At 40.7% G+C, this 21755-nt stretch carries 29 protein-coding genes; 7 read left to right on the forward strand and 22 right to left on the reverse strand.

Annotated elements, in window-relative coordinates; genetic code table 11:
- Nucleotides 1-5 precede the first annotated feature (5 nt).
- The 12 genes from ASE42_RS11670 to cgeC all read right to left on the reverse strand — a co-directional run bounded on the left by ASE42_RS11670 (nt 6) and on the right by cgeC (nt 9252).
- Nucleotides 6-836, reverse strand: a complete 831-nt coding sequence (locus ASE42_RS11670) for a D-alanyl-D-alanine carboxypeptidase family protein (RefSeq protein ID WP_024422705.1) — start codon at nt 834-836, stop codon at nt 6-8.
- Between the two features lie 68 nt (nt 837-904).
- On the reverse strand, nt 905-1600 hold the full coding sequence (gene deoD, locus ASE42_RS11675; protein WP_012010274.1) for a purine-nucleoside phosphorylase: 696 nt from the start codon (nt 1598-1600) through the stop codon (nt 905-907).
- Nucleotides 1601-1712: 112 nt separating this feature from the next.
- Nucleotides 1713-2030, reverse strand: a complete 318-nt coding sequence (locus ASE42_RS11680) for a hypothetical protein (protein WP_056767072.1) — start codon at nt 2028-2030, stop codon at nt 1713-1715.
- 54 nt (nt 2031-2084) lie between these two features.
- Nucleotides 2085-2693, reverse strand: a complete 609-nt coding sequence (locus tag ASE42_RS11685) for a phosphatase PAP2 family protein (protein ID WP_056767074.1) — start codon at nt 2691-2693, stop codon at nt 2085-2087.
- 50 nt (nt 2694-2743) lie between these two features.
- Nucleotides 2744-2914: a YozD family protein gene (locus ASE42_RS18685; RefSeq protein WP_065214722.1), complete on the reverse strand. Its 171-nt coding sequence runs from the start codon at nt 2912-2914 to the stop codon at nt 2744-2746.
- A gap of 250 nt (nt 2915-3164) precedes the next feature.
- Nucleotides 3165-3845, reverse strand: a complete 681-nt coding sequence (locus tag ASE42_RS11690; protein ID WP_024422708.1) for a hypothetical protein — start codon at nt 3843-3845, stop codon at nt 3165-3167.
- Between the two features lie 142 nt (nt 3846-3987).
- Nucleotides 3988-4212 carry a YozE family protein gene (locus ASE42_RS11695; protein WP_056767076.1) on the reverse strand — a complete coding sequence of 75 codons (225 nt, stop codon included), beginning with the start codon at nt 4210-4212 and terminating at the stop codon, nt 3988-3990.
- A 79-nt stretch (nt 4213-4291) separates the two neighbouring features.
- The gene (locus tag ASE42_RS11700; protein WP_082580750.1) at nt 4292-4573 is read right to left on the reverse strand and encodes a YokU family protein; all 282 of its coding nucleotides are present in this window, start codon (nt 4571-4573) and stop codon (nt 4292-4294) included.
- Nucleotides 4574-4575: 2 nt separating this feature from the next.
- Nucleotides 4576-5976, reverse strand: a complete 1401-nt coding sequence (ablA, locus tag ASE42_RS11705; RefSeq protein WP_024428317.1) for a lysine 2,3-aminomutase — start codon at nt 5974-5976, stop codon at nt 4576-4578.
- A 118-nt stretch (nt 5977-6094) separates the two neighbouring features.
- The gene (locus tag ASE42_RS11710) at nt 6095-7471 is read right to left on the reverse strand and encodes a sigma-54 interaction domain-containing protein (RefSeq protein ID WP_056767077.1); all 1377 of its coding nucleotides are present in this window, start codon (nt 7469-7471) and stop codon (nt 6095-6097) included.
- 147 nt (nt 7472-7618) lie between these two features.
- A complete protein-coding gene (locus ASE42_RS11715) occupies nt 7619-8914 on the reverse strand; it encodes a glycosyltransferase family 2 protein (protein WP_056767079.1) in 1296 nt (431 codons plus the stop codon).
- A gap of 17 nt (nt 8915-8931) precedes the next feature.
- Complete coding sequence (gene cgeC, locus ASE42_RS11720) at nt 8932-9252, reverse strand: spore maturation protein CgeC (protein ID WP_024422713.1); 321 nt, start codon at nt 9250-9252, stop codon at nt 8932-8934.
- A 206-nt stretch (nt 9253-9458) separates the two neighbouring features.
- Between cgeC and ASE42_RS11725 the strand changes: the two genes are divergently transcribed.
- Both ASE42_RS11725 and ASE42_RS11730 read left to right on the forward strand, forming a co-directional pair.
- Nucleotides 9459-9860: a hypothetical protein gene (locus ASE42_RS11725; protein WP_024422714.1), complete on the forward strand. Its 402-nt coding sequence runs from the start codon at nt 9459-9461 to the stop codon at nt 9858-9860.
- Nucleotides 9861-9875: 15 nt separating this feature from the next.
- Nucleotides 9876-10838 (forward strand): DUF3880 domain-containing protein, encoded by a 963-nt coding sequence (locus tag ASE42_RS11730; protein WP_056767081.1) that lies wholly within the window; start codon nt 9876-9878, stop codon nt 10836-10838.
- Nucleotides 10839-11057: 219 nt separating this feature from the next.
- Here the strand turns inward: ASE42_RS11730 and ASE42_RS11735 are convergent, their stop codons facing one another.
- Nucleotides 11058-11780: a cytidylyltransferase domain-containing protein gene (locus ASE42_RS11735; protein ID WP_044335174.1), complete on the reverse strand. Its 723-nt coding sequence runs from the start codon at nt 11778-11780 to the stop codon at nt 11058-11060.
- Nucleotides 11781-12030: 250 nt separating this feature from the next.
- Between ASE42_RS11735 and ASE42_RS11740 the strand changes: the two genes are divergently transcribed.
- A complete protein-coding gene (locus tag ASE42_RS11740) occupies nt 12031-13059 on the forward strand; it encodes an SDR family NAD(P)-dependent oxidoreductase (protein WP_041109529.1) in 1029 nt (342 codons plus the stop codon).
- A 51-nt stretch (nt 13060-13110) separates the two neighbouring features.
- Here the strand turns inward: ASE42_RS11740 and msrB are convergent, their stop codons facing one another.
- On the reverse strand, nt 13111-13542 hold the full coding sequence (msrB, locus tag ASE42_RS11745; protein ID WP_056767083.1) for a peptide-methionine (R)-S-oxide reductase MsrB: 432 nt from the start codon (nt 13540-13542) through the stop codon (nt 13111-13113).
- A complete protein-coding gene (msrA, locus tag ASE42_RS11750) occupies nt 13542-14075 on the reverse strand; it encodes a peptide-methionine (S)-S-oxide reductase MsrA (RefSeq protein ID WP_056767086.1) in 534 nt (177 codons plus the stop codon). Before msrA ends, msrB begins: the two co-directional genes overlap by 1 nt.
- A gap of 138 nt (nt 14076-14213) precedes the next feature.
- On the opposite strand from msrA, the gene ASE42_RS11755 reads away from it, so the two are divergent.
- The 3 genes from ASE42_RS11755 to ASE42_RS11765 all read left to right on the forward strand — a co-directional run bounded on the left by ASE42_RS11755 (nt 14214) and on the right by ASE42_RS11765 (nt 15746).
- Nucleotides 14214-14645 (forward strand): MarR family transcriptional regulator, encoded by a 432-nt coding sequence (locus ASE42_RS11755; protein ID WP_007500780.1) that lies wholly within the window; start codon nt 14214-14216, stop codon nt 14643-14645.
- A 54-nt stretch (nt 14646-14699) separates the two neighbouring features.
- Nucleotides 14700-14960 carry a hypothetical protein gene (locus tag ASE42_RS11760; RefSeq protein ID WP_024422721.1) on the forward strand — a complete coding sequence of 87 codons (261 nt, stop codon included), beginning with the start codon at nt 14700-14702 and terminating at the stop codon, nt 14958-14960.
- 69 nt (nt 14961-15029) lie between these two features.
- Complete coding sequence (locus ASE42_RS11765; RefSeq protein ID WP_235183633.1) at nt 15030-15746, forward strand: DUF4397 domain-containing protein; 717 nt, start codon at nt 15030-15032, stop codon at nt 15744-15746.
- 32 nt (nt 15747-15778) lie between these two features.
- Here ASE42_RS11765 and ypmT read toward each other — a convergent pair whose 3' ends face one another.
- From ypmT to ilvA, 7 genes are all read right to left on the reverse strand, one after another.
- A complete protein-coding gene (gene ypmT, locus ASE42_RS11770) occupies nt 15779-15976 on the reverse strand; it encodes a protein YpmT (RefSeq protein ID WP_024422723.1) in 198 nt (65 codons plus the stop codon).
- Between the two features lie 24 nt (nt 15977-16000).
- Complete coding sequence (locus ASE42_RS11775) at nt 16001-16567, reverse strand: YpmS family protein (protein WP_024422724.1); 567 nt, start codon at nt 16565-16567, stop codon at nt 16001-16003.
- Nucleotides 16568-16577: 10 nt separating this feature from the next.
- Nucleotides 16578-17339 (reverse strand): SGNH/GDSL hydrolase family protein, encoded by a 762-nt coding sequence (locus ASE42_RS11780; protein ID WP_041118143.1) that lies wholly within the window; start codon nt 17337-17339, stop codon nt 16578-16580.
- A 69-nt stretch (nt 17340-17408) separates the two neighbouring features.
- A complete protein-coding gene (locus ASE42_RS11785; protein ID WP_056767088.1) occupies nt 17409-17999 on the reverse strand; it encodes an SCO family protein in 591 nt (196 codons plus the stop codon).
- 23 nt (nt 18000-18022) lie between these two features.
- Entirely contained in the window at nt 18023-18865 is an 843-nt protein-coding gene (locus ASE42_RS11790) for a DegV family protein (protein ID WP_024422727.1), read from the reverse strand.
- Nucleotides 18866-19052: 187 nt separating this feature from the next.
- Nucleotides 19053-19304: a YpmP family protein gene (locus ASE42_RS11795; RefSeq protein ID WP_024422728.1), complete on the reverse strand. Its 252-nt coding sequence runs from the start codon at nt 19302-19304 to the stop codon at nt 19053-19055.
- A 36-nt stretch (nt 19305-19340) separates the two neighbouring features.
- Entirely contained in the window at nt 19341-20609 is a 1269-nt protein-coding gene (gene ilvA, locus ASE42_RS11800; RefSeq protein ID WP_056767432.1) for a threonine ammonia-lyase IlvA, read from the reverse strand.
- A 180-nt stretch (nt 20610-20789) separates the two neighbouring features.
- Here ilvA and ASE42_RS11805 point away from each other — a divergent pair, with 180 nt between their 5' ends.
- Nucleotides 20790-21743, forward strand: coding sequence for a sigma 54-interacting transcriptional regulator (locus ASE42_RS11805; RefSeq protein ID WP_056767090.1), 954 nt, complete (start codon nt 20790-20792; stop codon nt 21741-21743).
- Nucleotides 21744-21755: the final 12 nt, after the last annotated feature.

Raw genomic sequence — 21755 nt, forward strand, 5'->3', positions numbered from 1 at the left:
CTTGTTTAGATTTTCTTTACTTTGTTCATGTATTCTTCAAATGTTAAATCATGATCATGCATCGCTTTTGCGGCTTCTTTTCCCACATAGCGCAGATGCCACGGCTCATATTCGTATTTCGTAATGTCTTCTTTTCCTTTTGGATAACGGATGATAAAGCCATATTTATAGGCGTTTTTAGCCACCCATTTGCCATCTGGTGTTTCACCAAACTTTTCAGAGATCTCAAAACCGGCACTTTTCGAGGAAATGTCCATAGCTAAACCTGTTTGATGTTCACTTTCGCCTGGTAAAGCGACTGCTTCTTGTGCTTTTTCTTTGCCTTTTAATTTGACCTCACTATCAAAAATGACTTTTTGACGGTCATAGGAGCGATAGCCAGATACTGCAGCAAGCTCGAAGTTTTCCTTTTTTGCACCTTTGAATAACTTCTCAAGCGCTTCCGCTGCTTCTTTGCGAATATATCGCTTTTCAATATCTTCCGAAAAAGAGAATTCTACTTTTGGTACAACGAGATCAGAAGGTTTATAGGTTCCTGGTAATGCATATTCTTTGTTGACAAGTGCTAGCACATTTTCAGGATTTTGAATGGTTTTCAGACCGCTCACAACCTTGATGTCATTGAAATATTCACTCTTTAACGTCAGCTCTTGATTCGATGAATCTGCCTTATCGTTTGAGTTGTGCTGGGGAGATGAACTTGCTGCGTTTTTTTGTTCGTTTGTTTTGTTTGATTCAGATGTACCGCTTTTTTGATCCAGCAACTGGCAGCCTGATAGCGCGGCTGTCAAACCAAGAATCGATGCGATTGAGAGTATTTTGTAGCTTTTCTTCATGACATACCTTCCTTTTGCTCTTCTAAAAAAATAAAGATGCGCTACATTGTAGCACACCCTTTATACTATTATAAAACAGAGTCTAGCGCAATTAAGATCATTTCATCAAACGTTGTTTGACGCTCTTCAGCCGTTGTTTCTTCTCCTGTAAGAACGTGGTCACTCACAGTCAAAATGGATAACGCTTTTCGATCAAATTTTGCTGCAAGAGAATAAAGAGCGGTTGTCTCCATTTCGATCGCTAGGATACCATATTGAGCCATGAGCTCAAGTGGTTTTTCATTGTAAAATTGGTCTGCTGTAAATACATTTCCGACACGTACAGCGACATTTTTTGCTTCTGCCGTGTCGTAGGCTTTCTTGAGCAGGCCAAAATCAGCACATGGCGCATAATCAATCGGTCCAAATGCCACACGATTCATTTGTGAATCTGTTGATGATGTCTGGGCTAAAATGACGTCACGTACATTGACATCCCTTTTGATAGCTCCGCAAGATCCAACGCGAATTAAGTTTTGAACATCATAGCTTTGAATGAGTTCATTCACATAAATTGAAATAGACGGTACGCCCATTCCAGTGCCCTGTACAGAAACACGTTTCCCTTTATAGGTTCCAGTGTAGCCATACATTCCGCGCACTTCGTTATAGCACTCAACATCTTCTAAATATGTATCTGCAATATATTTCGCACGAAGCGGATCGCCTGGAAGCAATACCGTTTCTGCAATTTGTCCTTTTTCTGCTCCAATATGTACACTCATTTTTTAGCCTCCACTTACGTTTACTATGTATTTTATCCTATTTATTATAAACGATCGAGCTTAAAAAGGAAAATACCAGCTGGGTCTCAAGCTGGCATCATTCATGATCTATTTAACTTATCGTCATTAGTCGTTCACTGCGTTTCCACCCTGCCGGAGAGAGCTGATAATAGCACTTCCCCTTTTTCTTATCATCAATCACAACAATATCACCTGTTGTGATAAACCGCGCATTGTAATCATTAGGGACTGTATCATGTACATTAAATGTCGAGAATGCTTTTTCCAGTACATCAAGGTGTGTTCTGCCGCCAATCTTTGTCCGGTACACAGGCTGATGCCCGCTTGCAGCGCCATATTCAGGTGTCTGATAAATGGTTAAGTGAAATGCTGAAGGTTTCTTTTGAAAAAATCTCAACGTCAATTGCATTCAAATCCCTCCCCTTTTATATAAAATTGGCTGGGATCTGTCAATTTCCTTCTTCTATTTTTGTCGAATGACAGGCAATCTTTCGTCAATCTTTTTACAAATGAGAAATAGAGCGAGTCCTATCGCAAAGCCTCCTGCAACATCTGTCAAATAATGCACCCCGATATACATCCGGCTGATGCCAATGGCCAGAACGCAAAGCCCTGTGATCAAATAGACGATTTTTTGTCTTTCTTTCAGCCATGGGATCATTTCAACTAATAGATAAGCAATAAAAGGGTAGATTGTGGCTGCATTCATCGAATGTCCGCTCGGAAAGCTGTAATACGCTTCAACTACAAGGTGATCAAAGGCCGGACGCTCTCTAGCAAACAGCCCCTTTAATTCATGATTGATTGTTTTTTCTGTGAGATATAATAGAAAAAGCATCATGATAGAGTAGTAGCGCTTATACATAAACAAGACCACACTAAAAATGAGCATGATTGGAACGAGCAGCGCGCTGATGCCTAAGTCCGTCAAAGCGAGCATGACATCATTTAAAAAAGGGAATCTGATGCTTTCAAACCATAAGATGATCTGGTTGTCCAAATCTTGAAAAGCCCCAGATACCATGAGCGCAGCAATGGCGCCAAATAAAATGAAAAGAAATAGGATGTACACGCGAAGGATTCCCCTCCCTCTCTCTTCAGAATCTCTTCAAAGTATAGAGCCTACCACGCCTCTTCTTCAACTATCATTGCTTTTTTCAGCATATATTCAAATGTAATGTCAGCCAGCTCAAATGTTTCAAGCTCAGCAGGTATGTACCCTCTTTTGATCAGCTCCACGTAGAAGAACTCCGCAATTTCCTCTGTATCAATCACCAAATCTGCTTCTTTCATTGCATTCCGCCTCCTTTTTTATGATGTATGAACGCCGGCTGTTTTTTATTACAGTTTGTCATAATGGCTCATTCCATACATATAAATGCAGTAAACAAAAAGAAAAGGGGCTTGAAAGAATGAAATGGTTAAGCATATTAGATGGAGAAACTTTTGATCAGGTGATGGGCCGTATCTTGAGGGGATGGTTTTATGTGATTGCATTTTTCTGTGTGCCTTATTTTTTATTCGTGTTAGGACAAGTCTTTCTTTAACCAAAATGTTCGTGTAAACTTTCCAAAATAAAATCCATCATATCCTTATATTCTGGATCTTTGAAAAATTCATAGAGAATTTTATAATCGTTATAAATATCAAGAAGCTCATCCACTATAGATACAGCCAGAAATTCAAGTGAAGATTCGCTTTCTTGTTTCTCTTCTAGCTGCAATAGAGCCGTTTGGACCATATCTTCTTCTAACTCTTTTGAGGTTTCTCCGACGTAATGCACAAAAAGAAGCTGATGAACAAACTGGTCCATCTCATATTTTCTTAGGACAAGCGTTAAATCTTCCTCTTCTGTTTCCAGCCACTCTCCGTCTTTCAGCCTCGTGAGTTCGTAAATGACATCTTCCCAGCCATCTTCAAGGTAGCGCCAAATTTCAGTCCGATGGCCGATGATTTTAAATAGCTCTTTTCCGTAATCTTTTACATATACAACATCGCCAATGAGGAACTCATATTCAATGTCCAGCTTTTCTGTATCGACAATCACTCCGCTATACTCATCGTAAAGCTGAAGTGATGTTTCAAAATAAAGCACCTCATTATGATTGACCTCATATAAATAGTGCTGGTCAATTTGATGGACTTTTGTAATCGTTCCGACTGTGCCGTACATGACAACGACGACAATATCCCCTACTTGATATTTTGGTGCTTTCGCCTTCATTCTGTCTCCCCCTTGCCCGACTTTTGGTCTTAACGTATCGTATGCCGGCGCAAGGAATTCTGCATGGGCAACCACACCATGCAAAACGCCATTTTATTTCTCATGAAAAAACCGCTTCTCCATTCGGATAAGCGGTTGTGTGTTATTTTTTTTTGACTTCTACTTCGTATTGCTCAAACGCTTCGTCAAATGTTGTCATTGAGCTTAAATAATCACCATTTAATTCTAAATAAGCGCACAGCTCATGATAATCTGTGGAAGCTTTAGGAAAGCTGTGATCCTCATACGCAGTATTTGCGAAATGGCTGATTTCATCTTTCGGTTTTGGATGTCTGAACTTCATTAAATAATGGTAAAACGACTTCACCTGTTTTTCCCTCCGCGACACACTATTTTGTTGTTATATTATACAGCAATTTGATGACTTGTATAGGCGGAGGTACAACTTATGATGAAAAGTCAAAGTAATTTCGCTTTAATAACCGCTCCATGCTCATTAATTCCTCGTAGGAGATTTTTTCTGGAAGTTTTGTCTGATCCACTAAAATTAATTGATCCTCAATCTCTTTGACCGTCTCATCTTTTTGATAGATCATCCCGCAGTGCGTGCAGGAAATGGACGGCGTTTCGATGATTTCAATTGATTGTGTGCCCGTGATCAGTTCCCAATAGACTGTTGTCTGCTCCGCATTTGCTTTGTTTTCCTCACACCAATCACATGTCATCAAGGCTATTTCTCCTCCTTTACGGTTTGTTCTTTTTTGAGCTGCGCTTGATATTTCTTCTCTTTTAATTCATCTCGTTTTTCACGTTTGTTTTTAAGTGTGTCGTGCTCAGGATTTGTCTCATATGCTTCTCTACGTTTCATTCGGCTTAAATTCTCAGGCGTAAACGATCTCGCTTCATCCTCAAATAGTGCGGTAATACCAATTGCCGGTTCTTGTTTCTCTTCATAAATTTCATTAAAATACGCATCTGCCTGGCCTGCGACGTAATGCTCTGGTTCTGGATAAGAGGTGATGACACCTTCAAAGTTACGAAGGACGACTTTGTCAGGGCTTTGCGATAATAAATAATTTGGCTGTAAGGCAATTTTCCCTCCGCCTCCTGGCGCATCTACAACAAAGCTTGGTACTGCGTAACCACTCGTATGTCCTCTTAAGCCCTCAATGATTTCAAGCCCTTTTGATACCGGCGTTCTAAAGTGGCCAATGCCCTCAGATAAATCACATTGATAAATATAATATGGTCTGACCCGAATCTTCACAAGATCGTGCATCAGCTTCTTCATAATCGGCACACTGTCGTTAATACCTGCAAGGATGACGGCCTGATTCCCTACAGGAACGCCGGCATTCACAAGACGTTCGCACGCTTCTTTTGCTTCTTTTGTGATTTCAATACTTGTATTGAAATGGGTGTTCAGCCAAACTGGGTGATATTTTTTCAAAATCTCGCACAGCTCATCTGTAATACGCTGCGGAAAGACAACCGGCGCGCGGGTTCCAATCCGAATGATCTCAACGTGCGGAATATCTCGTAAGTTTTTCAAAATGTATTCAAGCACTTGATCATTGATTAAAAGCCCATCTCCGCCAGAAATTAACACGTCCCGCACCTCAGGTGTTTCTCTAATATATCCAATTGCAGCATCTAACTGCTTTTTCGGCACACCCATACCAATCTGGCCGGAAAAACGTCTTCTCGTACAATAACGGCAGTACATGGAGCACTGATTTGTCACAAGAAACAGCACACGATCTGGATATCGGTGCGTGAGCCCTGGGACAGGTGAGTCCTCATCTTCATGCAGCGGGTCTTCCAGATCATATTTTGTTTTATGAAGCTCTTCTGCAATTGGCACAGATTGCATACGTATTGGACATCTTGGATCGTCTGGATTCATCAGTGAGGCATAGTAGGGTGTAATGTTGAGTGGAATGGTTTTGGTGGAAATCTTCACCCCTTCTCGTTCCTCTTCTGTTAAGTTTACGATTTTTTCTAAATCCTCAAGCGTTTTCACGGTATGCGTCAGCTGCCAAATCCAGTCGTTCCACTTTTCCTCAGGTACATCCTTCCAAAGCTCAATGTCCTTCCAGTGACGTGCCGGTTCATACAATTTCTGATTCATATCCATTCCCCCTATCAGCATTCACTTTATACTATGCAAGTTATGTGCCAACATGGGAAAATGCCCCTATTCTTTACAAAAGGAGCTTTTACCCGTCATATTCAATTGGATGTTGTGCCTATATTTCGGCATCTGCATATTTCTTTAATTTATATTGCAGCGTTTGTCGAGGGATTTTTAAAGCAGCGGCGGTTTTTTTAATATTCCCATTATGCTGATGTAAAGCTTCTTGAATCAATGTTTGTTCAAATGAAGACACTTGATTTTTTAAGGAGAATTCAGATGTTTCTTTTTCCAGCTTTTGCTCACGTAAATGAGCCGGAAGGTATAAAGGGATGATCTCTTCCGCTTCCTTTGGCATCATCAACACAGCATGTTCTATTGTATGTTTTAATTCTCTGACATTCCCAGGCCAGTGGTGCGCCATAAACAATCGTTCCGTTTCTTCAGAAAGGCGTGTAACGTTTTTTGAAAACTGCTGATGATAGGTTTGAATGAAGTGGCGGGATAGCAGCGTGATATCTTGCTTTCTTTCACGAAGCGGCGGGATATGAAAAGATGATACATGCAGTCTATAAAATAAATCTTCTCTTAAAATTTGCTTTTTCACTGCTTCGAATGGGTCCATATTGAGCGCAGTAATGAGCCGAACATCCACTTGAATGGACTTTGCATCACCAATGCGGCGGACAACGCCATCTTCTAACACACGTAATAATTTCGTCTGCAGCGTGAGCGGCATCGCTTGCAGCTCATCAAGAAAAAGTGTGCCCCCATCAGCTAATTCGAAAAGTCCCTTGCGATCAAGCGCGCCCGTATAGCTCCCTTTGACAGATCCGAACAATAAACTTTCAAGTAATGATTCTGGGAGTGCTGCGCAGTTTTGCGGAATGAACACTTGATTTTTTCGATCAGATTCATGGACAATGGCTTGAACGAGCACTTCTTTTCCTGTCCCTGTTTCCCCGTAGACAACAACTGATGATGGATAAGCAGCTGCTTTTTTTGCCCTTTCAAGCATTTCTTTTAAAAGCGGATCATTTGTTAAAAATGAAGCAAAATCATGCATTTGTACGGCCTCAGCCGCATCTTGTGTCCGCTTTTTTTGACCTAAACGATTGGAAAGGGCTGACAGCTTTGAAACATCTTTTGCGACTTCGACCGCGCCTATTAACTCGTTATCTTCGATAATAGGCAATGTCGTGTTCACTGTTTCAATCCTTTCTCCATTTTTATTCAAATAGGTTTGCAGCGAATGATAAATGGGCTTTCCTGTTCGCAACACATGCATGAGCGTACTTGTTTTTTCAGTTAAAGAGGGATACACATCAAGGATGTACTTGCCAATCACCTCTTCTTTTTGTAAAGAGTCAAACTTAGCGGCATTATGATTGTAAAAAATCGTCATCCCTCGATCATCTACAACGTGAATGGCTTCATCAATAGCTTCTAAAATCAATTCAAACCAATCTGCTCTTTCGACAACCTTCCCCATTCTTTCCCCCCTCACTTTCAGTGCCAAAAAACCGGCATCAATTGCCAAGTTTTCAGCGGCTTGATCGTTTCTTAAAGGTTCCTGTCCTTTTCATGTTTCGCTTTTTCCTTTCTACTTCCTGCAATCATTGCGAAAAAAGCACCCCTCTTATGAGGAGTGCTTTCGTCCGGATGTTTGATAAAGAGACATATCGAATTCTTGCAGCGATTCCCTATACAGCGGCACAATCGGCTTTCCTTCCTGAAAAAACGCAAATTGGGATGGGTACAGCTTAATCGGCTGATGATAAAAAGCAAATCGCTTCACGACCTCAGGATCAATTCGGCAAAAGGTATGATGCACAAGTAAATAAACATCTTGTTTCCATTTAAACAGGCGCCTGTTTGGCGGACTGAAAACTGGAGAAGCTTGAATGATGCTGCCATCCTCAAATGCCTGGAGCTGATCATTTGAAATCGTATAGATCTCCTTTGGGTGAAACTGAAAATATTGCACGTCACGTTTTGAAGCAAACCGTCTTTTTTTCTGATCTTCAATATAAAAGAACGTTTTCCCATAATCTGCGGTGACAACTGTATAATTGGGTACTGCCAGCTTCTCTTTCATTTCATATTTCATCTCACATAACAGTGGAACACGGATCGCACGCCTGTTCTTTTCATTGATCCAGCGTTTTTCAATTCCATGAAGTTTCCCGTCTGCGATTTGATAATAATCTCCTTCTTTTTCAATGACCGTTCCGTCAATTAAATCATACGGCATACTCGAAAACAGATGATGAAAGGAATGAGGCGTTTTATACGTTGTATCCAGTACATCTTTTAATGGAAAAAACGCAGCGAAGTGATTCAGCCTCATCCAAAATACAGAATCTGCATGATGCCAGTGCTTTGGCTCATCGTCCCAATATTGTCCGTATTTTTCATAAATCAGTGGAAGCAAGCAGCTTCTGTGCATGACCGAACAATGGTCCACTTGAAAGGACGCATGCTCTAAGATTTGATCTGCTTCTCGAATAAAACTCATCGTTTCCACTAAATGCTGATCAACATGCACGACCCGCTGCGAGGAATACACAATATCTATGTGAGGCATCGACCGAAAAACATCCACCATTTTAAGCAAACGATCTTTATGGTACACGGTATCATCGGTTAAATAACAAATGAGCTCACCTGTTATACGGGTTAATGCTTCATTAATAAGCGTCGCATATCGTGCGGTTAACAGCCGTTTTGCCGGATGAACTGTGTGCGAATACAGCTGAATGCGTTCATCACTTAAATAGGGCTGGATCTTTTGAATGGTGCCCTCTTCTGAGCCATCATCCATAATCAAAAGCTCCCAATGCGGATACGTTTGATCTACCATACTCTTTAGCACACGATCAATGAAATCTGGTTTATTGTAGCTTGTTAAAATCACCGATACTTTCATGATCATTATCCTTTTTGATTAGATTAAAAAGCCCCCCAGCTGACAATGTTCACATAAGGAACACTCACTCTTAGCTGATTTGTCGCGTTTTTAAAGACTGCAACCGTATCAAACAATTGCACGACAACCACGTTTTGAAGTACATCTCCATTGACTAAATGAACACGCGGCACTGGAATGCCAAGCTCAAGCCATGGACGAAGTAATTCTTTGATGTCTGACACATTCTCTTCCCCACTTTCTTCTAAAAGACGAAGAAGAAGTAAAATCAAGATAACTTCAAGCACTCCTTCCGACTCTAGTAATTCTTCGTTCCAACCATCTAATAATTGTTCAAATTCCATTCATAATCCCTCTCTCTTCACATTTAATCTTTACTAGAGTATGAGCGCCACTTCATTTAGCCTCAGCATTTGAAAACATTTTTAAAAATGTGTGAAGTGATTAAATGAAAAAAAGATCAGGAATCAGCGTTCTGCTTATGCCAAAAAAAATGAACGGCATATACATAGGGGTGAGTTTGAATTGATGAAGAAAGGATGGGGAAAAAATGAGCGAAAAGCGTGCTGAATTAAAAAAGGAACTATTGAAAGTGTTTTTCAAGCCAATTACTCATGCATTAACAGCTAATCTCGAAGAAGGAGGAGTTCAAATGGAAGAAAAATTGAACGATTTATTAAGTGAAGTGGCAGCTGAGGCATCACCTTCAGATTCTGCTACAACACTCGATGTATCTCAGCCAGCAAGATGGATCTTTGCAAGACTTGCACCAGGAACAGTCATTAGCATTGTCACTGACTCAGGAGATTTAATTGGGCCAGTTCAATTTGTATCATTCGATGCTTCAACAGGTGTTGTATTTGTTACACAAGAAAGCTCTGTCACACCTACAGGCTCAGCAACGACTCTATTAGATGTAGATAAAGTTGAAAGTGTTACATTCACATCTTAATGTGAGAGGATCATCATGAAGCTTCTTTATATCAGTTCTGGCTACGGCGGAATCTATCACATGTTTGATCAATGGGTAGAAGAAAGCTTCATTGATTCCCCCTTTTCATGTGTAAAGATTGATAGAGAATCTCTACCCACTAACATGCACAAAATCCGGACATTTTCTCCGGATTTTGTTTTGATGATGATCGGTGATCATGTTCCGAAAGATGTACTTCATCAATTCAAACAAGAAAAAATCCCGATTGTTCTTTGGATGACAGAAGATCCCTTTTATACAGATGTGTCAGCTGCTTGCGCACATGAAGCTCAGCTTATATTAACGATTGATGAAGGGGTTTTGCCATTTTATAAACAATTAGGCGCTCTAAATACGCACTACTTTCCCATTCCGGCAAATACACGTGTCTTTCAGAAAAATGAATCGCCAGAAGAGATGTGCGCGTATGACATTGCTCTCATTGGCTACCCTTATCCCAACCGCATCAAAGCCATTGATACACTCTTGCAGCAAAACAAATGGCGTATTCTCGTTGCAGGTAAGGAATGGCACCGTCACTTAAATAAATCACGGAGACATTATCGTGATTTCACACTGATAACGAATTGGCTGAGTCCTCAGCAAATGGCGGACATCTATCAACAGACAGCAATTGTTCTGAATCCGCATAGGCCGGCTCAATTTGCGTATAACAAAAACAAAGCCATGATTCAAAATATGAGCCTCAATAACAGAGCATTTGACATTGCTGCAACTGGAAGTTTTCAATTGACGGATCTACATCCACCGCCTGCTTTTTCAAGCTTTGCTTTTTACAAAGATGAGGATGATTTGATAAAACAGGTGGAATACTATGGATCAAATGCAGGTGAAAGAAAGGCGGCCGCACTGAACAACTATGAGCAAGCCGTTCGCTGGAATACATTTGATACGATGCCACAAAGGCTTTATGACATTGTAAAAAGCGCCCTATAACTGGGCGCTTTCAAATTGTTGACAATGTTCTTGATTTTAGCCCTTTGTCTTCTTTTCAGCGTGATAGAAAGCCTTTGCAGTGTAGGAAGGGCGAGTACCGGAGCGGAGCGAATTTGACATTCGTGAGCACCGGAGCGCAGACCTGACACCGAATGCGAGGGTTTGTCTACACGCTGAAAGCGCCCTATGACTGGGCGCTTTTTCTCGTTGAATGCCAGCTTATGCATGATCTTCCGCATCTCGGCGAGCTAATAAGATTTTCTCTGCCTCTTTCCGGTCTGCCTCCTGTTTCACCACAAGCGACTGCGTGTGATCCATCATATATGCTCCGACAGATCCTTCTAAAAAGGAATGAATGCATTCTTTGGCATAATGAGCATGAAAAGCATATATTGCACCATTTAGCCGGCCATACGTATATGGCTGCTCATGCTTTGGCATGAAAAAGTAATGATTGTCCTTATATAAAGTAGCTTCATTGTTTTCATGCAGTGTCCAAGTTTCATTTGGGTTTTCTAACGCCTCTGTAAAAGATGCGGTGCAGTCATATCCCCCTTCCACTAAAAGCTGCAAGCACTTCTCGATATCTGCCGGCTGTCTTAGAGGAGACGATGGATGCAGATACAGCACAATATCAAAGGTTTTTCCCTCCCGCTCTAAATAAGCAAGCGCATGCTTCACAGCTAACAGTGACGGCGTTTGTTCTGTTACATGTGTGCTTGGCAGTTCAATCACATTTGCTCCGTAGTGAGATGAAATGATTTGCGTATTGACATCCTCTGAGGAGACGATGACTTCATCTAATTCAATCATTTGCAAAAGCGGCTGAATGGTCCAATAGATAAGCGGCCTCTCAGCCAATATGCGTATGTGTTCATCATGCCGGCCGTCGTGACTTCTAAATGCAGGTATCATGGCTAAAATACGATTTCCCCTATACATGTCTTCTCTTCTCCCCTCGCGCACAGCTCCCTACAATTTTCTTCTCTGCCCGAGCTGACCGCAGTACTGAAGTATTCAGGTCTCTCGTTTTTCTAGTTGATCTCTTTTCTCTCCATATTCTATTAAGACGACAAGCAGATGGTTATAATTTGTTCACCTAATTTATACATGAAGTGGTTCTTTTCCTCAAACGAATGCCGCTCTTTCACATATGATGCAAAGTAGAGAAATGAGAGTTGGGGGATTAGATATGTCCAAACAGATAGAAACGACTTTGAAGACCTTTTTTCGTGACAAAACGATATTGGTTACAGGCGGTACGGGGTCAATCGGCCGGCAAATCGTGAATAAATTAACAAGTTGCTCTCCAAAGAAGATAATCGTCTTCAGTAAAGATGACAGCAAACAATACATGATGAAAAATGAGTACGCAGATCATCCAGAGGTCGTATTCGCTTTAGGAGATGTCCGGGATGCAAGCCGCGTGAGACAGCTCGTCAAGGGTGTGGATATCATTTTCCATGCAGCGGCCTTAAAACAAGTACCCACTTGTGAAGATAATCCGTTCGAAGCCGTTCAAACGAATATCATCGGCGGGCAGCACGTCATTGAAGCCGCTCTCGAACATGAAGTGAGTCATGTCGTCAACATTTCAACTGACAAAGCGGTTTCTCCAACGAATGCCATGGGTGCAACAAAATTGATTTCAGAAAAACTATTTTTCCAAGCAAACGAAAGTATTCCAAATCAAAAAACCAGGTTTTGCTCTGTACGCTTTGGCAATGTGCTTGGATCTAGAGGTTCCGTTATTCCGATCATGCTCCAGCAGCTATTAAATGAAAAACCTTTGACCGTGACTGATCCTCATATGACACGTTTTTTTATGTCCATTGAAGAGGCTGTTTCCCTCACACTTCAAGCAGCAATCATGATGAAAGGCGGCGAAACCTTCATTCTCAAGATGGAGTCCTTACAACTTGCCGATCTCCTAAAAGCGTTTCATGAATATGCCGCTCAAATCAATGCTAAATCTCCGGATATTCTTGTAGTCGGAAAAAGACCTGGCGAAAAGCTTCACGAGGAGCTCACATTTCCGCACGAAGCAGATGCACTGTTTGAACATGAACAATTTTATGCCATTTTACCGAGACCACATTTGCACCCTGCCTTTCAAAAAGTCGACTTAACGAATTACACCTCAAAAGAAGCACCGCTCATTACAAAAGAAAAGCTGTTCCATATCATCGAACAATTACATCATACACATCATAAAAAATAAAAAATCGTCACACGGAAGCAGCTGCTTTCCATGTGACGATTTTTAAATGGATCAATCAAATAGATGTTTAAAATCTCCGTAGCCTTCTTTTTCAAGATCATCCTTTGGGATAAACTTTAAAGCGGCTGAGTTAATACAATACCGAAGACCGTTTGGCCCTGGTCCATCAGGAAAAACATGACCTAGATGAGAATCAGCTGTTTTACTGCGAACCTCTGTCCGCACCATTCCATGACTCGTATCAACTTTCTCTGCTACTTCTTCCTCTTCAAGCGGTTTTGTAAAACTTGGCCATCCGCAGTGGGCATCAAACTTATCTAAAGAAGAAAAAAGCGGCTTTCCTGAAATGATATCCACATAGATACCTTCTTCTTTATGATCCCAAAATTCATTTTGAAATGGCGGCTCTGTGCCATTATTTTGCGTGACTTCGTACTGCATGCGGTTTAATTCTTTTATACGCTTTTCTTTTTCATTTGCCATTATTTATCACTCCAATGGGACTCAATAAAACCGGCTCTGCCCGAACCGACATGATATCGTTCGTAGTGCATTTTGTTTTTCTTATAATAATGCTGATGATAATCCTCTGCTGGATAAAAAGGACCTGCGTCTAAAATTTCTGTAACGATTGGCTTTTTGAAAATCCCGCTTTGGCTCAGCTGCTCTTTCGATGCTTCTGCAAGCTTTCGCTGCTCGTCATGATGAACATAAATACCTGTACGGTAAGATTCCCCTCTATCGCCAAATTGCCCGCCATCGTCTGTTGGGTCTATTTGCTGCCAATACAGCTCTAGCAGCTTCTCATATGGAAACACGTCAGGATCAAACGTGATTTGAACCGCTTCTCTATGTCCCGTTGTATTTGTACATACTTCCTCATAGGTCGGATTCACTGTATGTCCGCCAGTATACCCTGATTCAACTTTGATAATGCCCGGCTGTTCATCAAAAGGTTTAACCATACACCAGAAGCAGCCTCCTGCAAATGTGGCTAATTCTTGTTTTTCAGACATATTAGTGCCCCCTTCATTTAAAAAATGGTATCATCATATTATAACATGATAAAAAATAATGAAAATGATACGACTTGTATACCTAAAATAAAAGAAAGCATTCTGTCGTATCTTTAAAATATAATGGGGGTTTAATGATTGGAACAAAGAAAACAAATGATGTACGAAATGGACACTTTACTGAGAACCGTATTTAAGCAGATCCGTTATGAAATTAACAGCCTGCTCGAAAACGAATTATCTCGGAATGAATTTCTTATTTTAAATCTGCTGCGTGAGCAAGGTGCAAAAAAAGTAACGGAATTCGCTTCCATTCTTGGAGTGTCAGCAAGTCATATTACCGCTGTGACTGACACACTCGTAGAAAAAGGCTGGATCACCCGTATCCGCTCAAAAGAGGACCGCCGCATCATCAAAATCCACTTAACCGATAAGGGTAAGGAAATTACTGAGCATTTTGAGAAAAAGAAAACGGAATACTTTATGGAGCGATTTGAATCATTTGATGACGAAGAACTAAAAACCATGATCAAATTATTTAAAAAGCTGGATAAAAGTCAAAAGGATTAAGCATAGATTTTAGCGCTCAGGACATGCTACGGATAAAAAGAGGTGGAATGAACCATGACAAGCCCTTATCTTTGTCCAAACTGTAAAACAAACAGAACGCGCTTTAATCTCATTGAGCAGCTTTCAGAACCTGTCAAGCTAGATCCAGCAACAGGAGCAGTTGTCGAAAGATACGAAGGAGAACAGCTGTCTCCTTTTCACTTGAGCTATCAAGGTCCTCAAATGAAAGTCCAGTGCGGCGTTTGTGGTTTAATTGAGGATGAAAAAACGTTCATTAAACTAGCTGAATATCATCAATATTCTTCTCCTTCTTAACATGCCGGCCTGACGGAATACGTCAGGCTTTTTTCTATGCTTCTTTTGCCTATACAGATCGCCTTTTTCATGCATACGCTACAAAAAACACCATTGTATGAGAAAGAAGGGATTGATGACATGCAGCAGCTCTTTTATCATGACTTTCCATATCGACCATTCGCTGACACCTACGAGCATCTTCAAAGCAGCCCTTCATCAAAAGCCTTTATTCGATTATTTCACGCTGCACCAGATCTAAGTGAGCTCGCTGTTTATGTGAACCGGAAGCAGGTAATGAAACCAATGCCTTACAGCCATTTGACCGCTTATATGGAGTGGGATGAGGGAATGTATGAAATAGAAGTATTCAAACTGGCTACAAATGAGAGAATTCTTCATTCCCGCATCCGATTTAAGAGCGGCGAGGTCTACACATTATGTATCACAGGTGCCCGTGCAGGCTTTGCACTGCTGACTGAGCAGCAGGCTACTTTGATCAAACAAGAAGACCTGTCAGCACTTGCATTTGTACAGCTGTCTCCGGACCTTCCTTCTATAGATATATATGAACGAGACCAAGGGATCATATCGAAGGAGCTTGATTATGTAAACAGCACCCACATTCATCATTTCTCCCCGAACAAATATCATTTTGAATTGAAAGCCGCGGGCACTCAAAGTGTACTGCTTGATATCCCAAAAGTTCATCTGCAAACAAAGCGTGCATACCTGATTCTGCTTCATGGTTTTGCTAACGGAGATCCTGAACTTATGGCAAAGGTGGTCTTGTCTCGGCAACTATAAAAAAGAGCCTTTCCTAAAATGGAAAAGGCTCCTTACGAGACATCTTCAGCTTTTTCTTGCTTTTGAAAATCAAAAGCAAGAATCATTGTGCCAAGAAATAATGCACAGTAGGCAATATTTAAGTAAAACTGATCGATATTTTCTGCTTTTAAAGCATTGGCAGCTGTTATGCCGAAGTACGCAGCAAATAAAAACGACAGTAAACTAAAATATTGATAGACTCGCTTCATGATAACACTCCTGACTCACACGTTCTATTGCTTTGGATGATAATATGAAAATTCAATTTCATCGTTCTGTAGATCAATTTTGTTCGCTTTCACATACATATCATTCGTCAGCGGCATTTCTGAAAGACGCACTTCAACCGTTTTTTGATCCGGTTTTACATGAACGAACTCTGGCAGCTCATAGAACTGACCCATGTAGCTTAAAACAAAACTAATCGGAATGCTCAATTGTCCAATTGAAAAGTCATCCACTTTCAAAAGCACATCACCATTATCTTCAACAGTTGGCGTAAATGAGACGTTTGCATCAATCGTTGAAGAGAAAGCTTTAATTGCGCCTGTTACTTTCACATCTTGATCGATTGCTACATGAAAGTCTGGCATATCATTTGATCCTTGATTTTTCAAATAATCATTCACAAAGCTGGTGAGTGATTCCTTTGAGCTGGATATATTAAAAGCATATTCGCTTTTCACTTCTTTGGTTGAAGCGGATTGACCGCCTGGCAGCAGCATCAAAATACCGCAGCCAATCACAATCAATAGATTGATTGCAAGTAAAATAAAAAATAAGCTTTTCCATTTTTTCATCTGTTTCACCCTATTCCTTCGGCAGTCCTTCTTTTTTCACTTCGGAGAATAAACGATTTGCCATAAGAGAGTACCCCTTTTGGTTTGGGTGGAAATCATCTTCTGCCAGTAATTTTTCATCAGAACCTTCTTCAAATAAATCTGCTACATTGACCATATCCGCATTGCCGTCTTTTTTGAGTTCCTTTTTGGCAGCGGCATTCCAGTCTTGAACGACTTCATCAATATCTCGCAGCTCAGACAAACTGAATTTAAAAGGATTGTACATGCTGACATACATGATTTTCGCATGAGCATTCTGTTCTCTCAGTTGAGCAAGAATGGTTTTAAAGCGCTCTTCAAAAGGACCCTGCTCTTTTTGAAAAGGAGCAAACGTCAAATTAAGCACATTTTGACGGACAACATGCATGAGATCATTCCCGCCGATCGTAAAGAAAATATAGTCAGCGTCTTTCAGTCCGTCCTGCACCTTTTTTTCTTTTAATCTTTTTAATAAATCTACTGTTCTACTGCCTTTAATGGCATAGTTTTTTAATGTGACAGACTGCACGCCGTCCACTGCTTCTATCTTGTCACGGGTAATGCCTGCATAGCCTTTTTTATCTTGATCTCCGATTCCTTCTGTTAAGGAATCTCCAACCGCTGCGATGGTAATATGTTCTTTTACTTTTGGTGTGTCTTCTAGTTTATCCTTTATGCCAGCCTCTTGCGCGGAACATGCAGAAAGAACAAAAGCTAGAGACATCACAATCAAAATCAAACGAGCCTTCAAACGATGATGTCCCTCCTTTTTCTGATTAAAAAAGTGTATCATGTTTTCGCCCATTTGAACATCCTTATGCTAGCTTCGGTTCAGCGTTTTGATGTCCTTGATGATGTCATCATAAGGTGTGTTTTGCACCCCATCATAGTTTTTCATCACTTTCCCATCTTGATTGACAAGGAAAAACAGGGACTGATGAATCACTTGGTCTTCATCTTCAGGTTTTTTTACAATGGTTTTAAAACTTTTCATTGCGAATTTTTCAATTTCTGACTGTGAATACCCAGTGAGAAAATCCCAATTTTTAAAGGACAATGGATAGGCTTTTGCAAATTCCTTTAGCTTTTTCGGTGAATCGACCTCTGGGTCCACGCTAAAGGAAATGATATGCGCATCCAATTTTTCTTCTGTTAACCGTTTTTGCAGCTCTGTCATATGAGCAGTCATCGGCGGACAAATCGTTTCACAGCTTGTGAAAATAAAATCAGCTACCCATACTTTCCCCTTCAAATCATCCAATGACACCTTTTGGCCATCTTGGTTTTCAAACTCAAACGGCTCTATTTGATAATTTAAAGCATCCTTGATTTGTCCATTTGAACATGAGACTAAAAGAAGCACGCTTACCATCATAAGCGCACCAAGTAAGGCTCCCCTTTTTCTATACATGATATGTCCATCCCCTTTTTCTATCAATCGGTATAAAAAGTAAAGCCTATTGCGCCCTTTCCAGTATGACACGAAATAATCGGTGTTGTGTAGGCGATGTCAATCAGTGCTTCAGGTGTGTGATCAAGCAGCGCTTTTTTTAGCTTTTCAGCGAGTTCTAATGCATCTGCATGTGCGATCCCAATGGCTTGAACTGTTTTTCCCTTCACCGCCTGTACATACTGTTTTGTCAGATGGCGGACAAGCGCAGAGTAGCTTCTCACATTCGCTTCTGGCGTATATACCCCGTCTGTTAAGCTGGCAATAGGTTTGATGTGAAGAAGTGAGCCGATGAGCGCCTTTCCTCTTCCAATTCTGCCGCCTTTGACGAGATTTTCTAATGTATCGATCGTGACATATAGCTTTGTTTGATGACGGATTTTATCTAATTCTGTGATAATATCTTCACGGCTTGCACCCTTTTTGGCTAGTTCTGCTGCTTTGATGACTTGAAATCCTAATCCATAGGAAATAAAATTCGAATCAATCACCGTGATATTTCCATCTACCATTTTCGAAGCGCTTTCAGCAGTTTGAACAGTACCACTCATTCCACCAGTTAAATGGATACTGATCACTTCGCTTCCATCTGCCGTAAGCTTTTCATATAATTCGACGAATTGACCGATCGCAGGTTGAGACGTTTTCGGCAGTTCCTCAGCGGCCTCCATTTTTTCAATAAATTCATCTGGCTGTATATTCACTCGGTCAATATAATCAACTCCAGAAATGGAGATATTGAGCGGAATCACGTGAATGGAAAGATCATTGATTTTTTCTTGCGGAAGGTCCACAGTTGAATCTGTTACAATTTTAATTTGTTTCACTATCGTCTCATCCTTGCTGTCTTAGTCTTTACTTATGATATTACCTTATTTCCTGCACACTTGAAAACAACTGACCTAACGTTTTTGAAATTGTCACATTTTCTTCTTGTCATGAAAAAAATCCTTGCCAAACTGAGCAGCTACCATTTCAAAATGGCTGCTTCCCCCTTTTGACAAAGATTTCTGCTTACGCATTGTGTTTCAATGTAGGCTCCTGATAGATCTGTTCATATGTGCTCCACTTGACGTTACGTTTCACATCCTCTCTGAAAGAGTACACAGCTCTCTTTCCTTTAGATACATAGACTTTTTTCAAGAAAGCTTCAAGTCTAAAGGTGAGCATGAAACGATACGTCTCATCTCCCTTTAGAACAGGGACTTCTGTTACCTTGATCTGAGCTCCATCCATCCGTCTAAAACATATTGTTTTGAGCAGCACAAACGATCAATCCTCTTTTCCAATTATCTGTTAAGCCTAAATAAATAGGTGGAATAAATCTTGATCTTTATTCACTTCAACATAGTGGAAGCCTTTTTTATCCATCCGCTCAATCAGCGCTGCATAGTCATCTCTTTCTTTCAATTCGATGCCGACTAGCGCAGGACCTTTGCTTCGGTTATTCTTTTTCGTATATTCAAAGCGTGAGATATCATCATTTGGCCCTAACACTTCATCTAAAAATTCACGAAGCGCTCCTGCTCTTTGCGGAAAATTGACAATAAAGTAATGTTGAAGCCCTTCATAGATCATCGAGCGTTCTTTGATTTCCTGCATTCTGCCGATGTCATTATTTCCTCCACTGACAATACAGACAACATTTTTCCCTTTGATCTCCTCGCGATGAGCATCTAATGCTGCGATCGGCAATGCGCCAGCCGGTTCTGCTACAATCGCACATTGATTATACAGCTCTAAAATCGTTGTACATACTTTCCCTTCTGGTACAAGACTGATTTTATCGACAACAGACTGAAGCGATGTAAACGTCTTTTCGCCAATTCGCTGAACCGCTGCTCCGTCTACAAACTTATCAATCGAATCAAGTGTCACAACCTTGCCCTTCTCATGCGAGGCATGCAGTGAAGCTGCGCCAAGCGGTTCGACTGCAATGATTTCGGTTTCTGGTGAGATATTTTTGATATATGTACCAACACCAGATAACAGACCTCCACCTCCGACACTTGCAAATAAAAAGTGAGGCTCCACTTCGATATCATTTAAGATTTCGACAGCAGTCGTTCCTTGTCCTGCCATCACATCCAGATCATCAAACGGATGGATAAATTCGCGCTTCTCTTCATCTCCGCATTTTACGGCTTCATGATACGAATCATCAAACGTATCTCCGGTTAAGATAATTTCAACATATTCTTTTCCGAACAGCTCCACTTGTGATACTTTTTGCCTTGGCGTCGTAGCAGGCATAAAGATTTTCCCGTGGATGCCTAAATATTTACAAGAATAGGCAACACCCTGCGCGTGATTTCCAGCACTTGCACAGACAATGCCATTTTCTAGTTTATCTTTTGGAAGCTGGCTCATTTTATTAAAAGCGCCTCTTAATTTAAAGGAACGAACTACTTGAAGATCCTCTCTTTTTAAGTAGACATTGCATTCATATCGTTCAGAAAGTCGCTCATTTTTTTGAAGTGGTGTATGAATGACTACATCCTTCAAATTTTGATGGGCTTTTAAGATGTCTTTCACTTGAATTAGCGTATTTTCTTTGAGCAACGGTTTCATGTACAAGATCCTTTCTCTTTAACCTTATTTAATTTGTCATTATAACATGAATATTCAAAAAATAAATCAATAGATCACGATCCATCATAAATTTTATAAACTTTTTCGTTTTCCTGTACATTTGTTTTAATTGGGTGTTACAATTGAACCAATTAGAACCACAAAGAAAGGAATCACCCTATGGCTACACATTCGTTTACTTCTATATATGGAGATCATCAAGACATCAAGCATGCAATTCATCTGGCAAAACAATTTTCGAAAAACGAGCAGCCTGTCTTGATAACAGGAGACATCGGCACAGGCAAAACGCTATTCGCCCAAGAAATGGCGAACGCATCACTGACACACATGTATTGCCCCATCTTGAATGAAGAAATCTTACAGAAAGCCTTCACAGAAAAAAACAATCAAATTCTTTATTTAGATGAGATCGGTGCATTAAGTATTTCTATGCAGCACCAGGTCATTCATTTTCTAGAAACGTCACCTGCAACAAAAGTAATCGCTTCTTCGTCTTTATCAATAGAGGCACTCAGGGTTTCTTCTACCTTTTTACCCGAGCTGTTTTATCGTCTGAATGTTCTTCATTTGGCCCTTCCAGCTTTAGCCGAACGAAAAACAGATATTCCTGTGTTAACAAATGCTTTCTTTCAAAAGCTGAACATGGCACCTGATATTGATCCAAGTGTTTGGGAAGCCTTGCAGCAGTATCCATTTGAAGGAAATGTCCAAGAACTCAAAAATATTGTTCATTACGCTGCGTCCATACTCGAGGGCCAAACGGTATTTTTACATCATTTACCGCCCTTTGTGTTAGCACCTCTTCCCTCAGCCGTAAAAGGAAAAAAGGAAGAACACCAGCTCACACTAATGGAAAAACAAGAGTTTGTTTTCTTGCTGGAAGCCATTAAATCTCTCAATGAAAAAGGAGAAGCAGCCAGCAGGCGCATCTTGTCTGAATTAAGCAAACAAGGAGACATCCCGCTGACCCCTCAGCAGGTGCGAAACCGCTTAGATGATCTTGAGAAAAAAGCATACGTGACAAAAGGAAAAGGCAGGGCCGGAACGAAGATTACACTTGAAGGTCTTTCATTCCTGAAGTCGCTTGATGGTTATATACCGGTTCAATAAAAGGAGGACATC

Source organism: Bacillus sp. Root920 (genome assembly GCF_001429445.1).
Classification (GTDB): Bacteria; Bacillota; Bacilli; order Bacillales; family Bacillaceae; genus Bacillus; species Bacillus safensis.

What these genes read in the sequence shown, in the direction of transcription:
- ilvA (WP_056767432.1), bottom strand. Translation starts at nt 20,609, where the DNA reads ATGAAACCGTTGCTCAAAGAAAATACGCTAATTCAAGTGAAAGACATC.
- ASE42_RS11785 (WP_056767088.1), bottom strand. Translation starts at nt 17,999, where the DNA reads ATGTATAGAAAAAGGGGAGCCTTACTTGGTGCGCTTATGATGGTAAGC.
- ASE42_RS11735 (WP_044335174.1), bottom strand. Translation starts at nt 11,780, where the DNA reads ATGTATAGGGGAAATCGTATTTTAGCCATGATACCTGCATTTAGAAGT.
- ablA (WP_024428317.1), bottom strand. Translation starts at nt 5,976, where the DNA reads ATGAATCAGAAATTGTATGAACCGGCACGTCACTGGAAGGACATTGAG.
- ASE42_RS11775 (WP_024422724.1), bottom strand. Translation starts at nt 16,567, where the DNA reads ATGAAAAAATGGAAAAGCTTATTTTTTATTTTACTTGCAATCAATCTA.
- ypmT (WP_024422723.1), bottom strand. Translation starts at nt 15,976, where the DNA reads ATGAAGCGAGTCTATCAATATTTTAGTTTACTGTCGTTTTTATTTGCT.
- ASE42_RS11680 (WP_056767072.1), bottom strand. Translation starts at nt 2,030, where the DNA reads ATGCAATTGACGTTGAGATTTTTTCAAAAGAAACCTTCAGCATTTCAC.
- ASE42_RS11710 (WP_056767077.1), bottom strand. Translation starts at nt 7,471, where the DNA reads ATGGGGAAGGTTGTCGAAAGAGCAGATTGGTTTGAATTGATTTTAGAA.
- msrA (WP_056767086.1), bottom strand. Translation starts at nt 14,075, where the DNA reads ATGTCTGAAAAACAAGAATTAGCCACATTTGCAGGAGGCTGCTTCTGG.
- ASE42_RS11805 (WP_056767090.1), top strand. Translation starts at nt 20,790, where the DNA reads ATGGCTACACATTCGTTTACTTCTATATATGGAGATCATCAAGACATC.
- ASE42_RS11690 (WP_024422708.1), bottom strand. Translation starts at nt 3,845, where the DNA reads ATGAAGGCGAAAGCACCAAAATATCAAGTAGGGGATATTGTCGTCGTT.
- ASE42_RS11725 (WP_024422714.1), top strand. Translation starts at nt 9,459, where the DNA reads ATGAGCGAAAAGCGTGCTGAATTAAAAAAGGAACTATTGAAAGTGTTT.
- ASE42_RS11760 (WP_024422721.1), top strand. Translation starts at nt 14,700, where the DNA reads ATGACAAGCCCTTATCTTTGTCCAAACTGTAAAACAAACAGAACGCGC.
- ASE42_RS11730 (WP_056767081.1), top strand. Translation starts at nt 9,876, where the DNA reads ATGAAGCTTCTTTATATCAGTTCTGGCTACGGCGGAATCTATCACATG.
- ASE42_RS11670 (WP_024422705.1), bottom strand. Translation starts at nt 836, where the DNA reads ATGAAGAAAAGCTACAAAATACTCTCAATCGCATCGATTCTTGGTTTG.
- ASE42_RS18685 (WP_065214722.1), bottom strand. Translation starts at nt 2,914, where the DNA reads ATGAAAGAAGCAGATTTGGTGATTGATACAGAGGAAATTGCGGAGTTC.
- cgeC (WP_024422713.1), bottom strand. Translation starts at nt 9,252, where the DNA reads ATGGAATTTGAACAATTATTAGATGGTTGGAACGAAGAATTACTAGAG.
- deoD (WP_012010274.1), bottom strand. Translation starts at nt 1,600, where the DNA reads ATGAGTGTACATATTGGAGCAGAAAAAGGACAAATTGCAGAAACGGTA.
- ASE42_RS11715 (WP_056767079.1), bottom strand. Translation starts at nt 8,914, where the DNA reads ATGATCATGAAAGTATCGGTGATTTTAACAAGCTACAATAAACCAGAT.
- ASE42_RS11765 (WP_235183633.1), top strand. Translation starts at nt 15,030, where the DNA reads ATGCATACGCTACAAAAAACACCATTGTATGAGAAAGAAGGGATTGAT.
- msrB (WP_056767083.1), bottom strand. Translation starts at nt 13,542, where the DNA reads ATGGCAAATGAAAAAGAAAAGCGTATAAAAGAATTAAACCGCATGCAG.
- ASE42_RS11740 (WP_041109529.1), top strand. Translation starts at nt 12,031, where the DNA reads ATGTCCAAACAGATAGAAACGACTTTGAAGACCTTTTTTCGTGACAAA.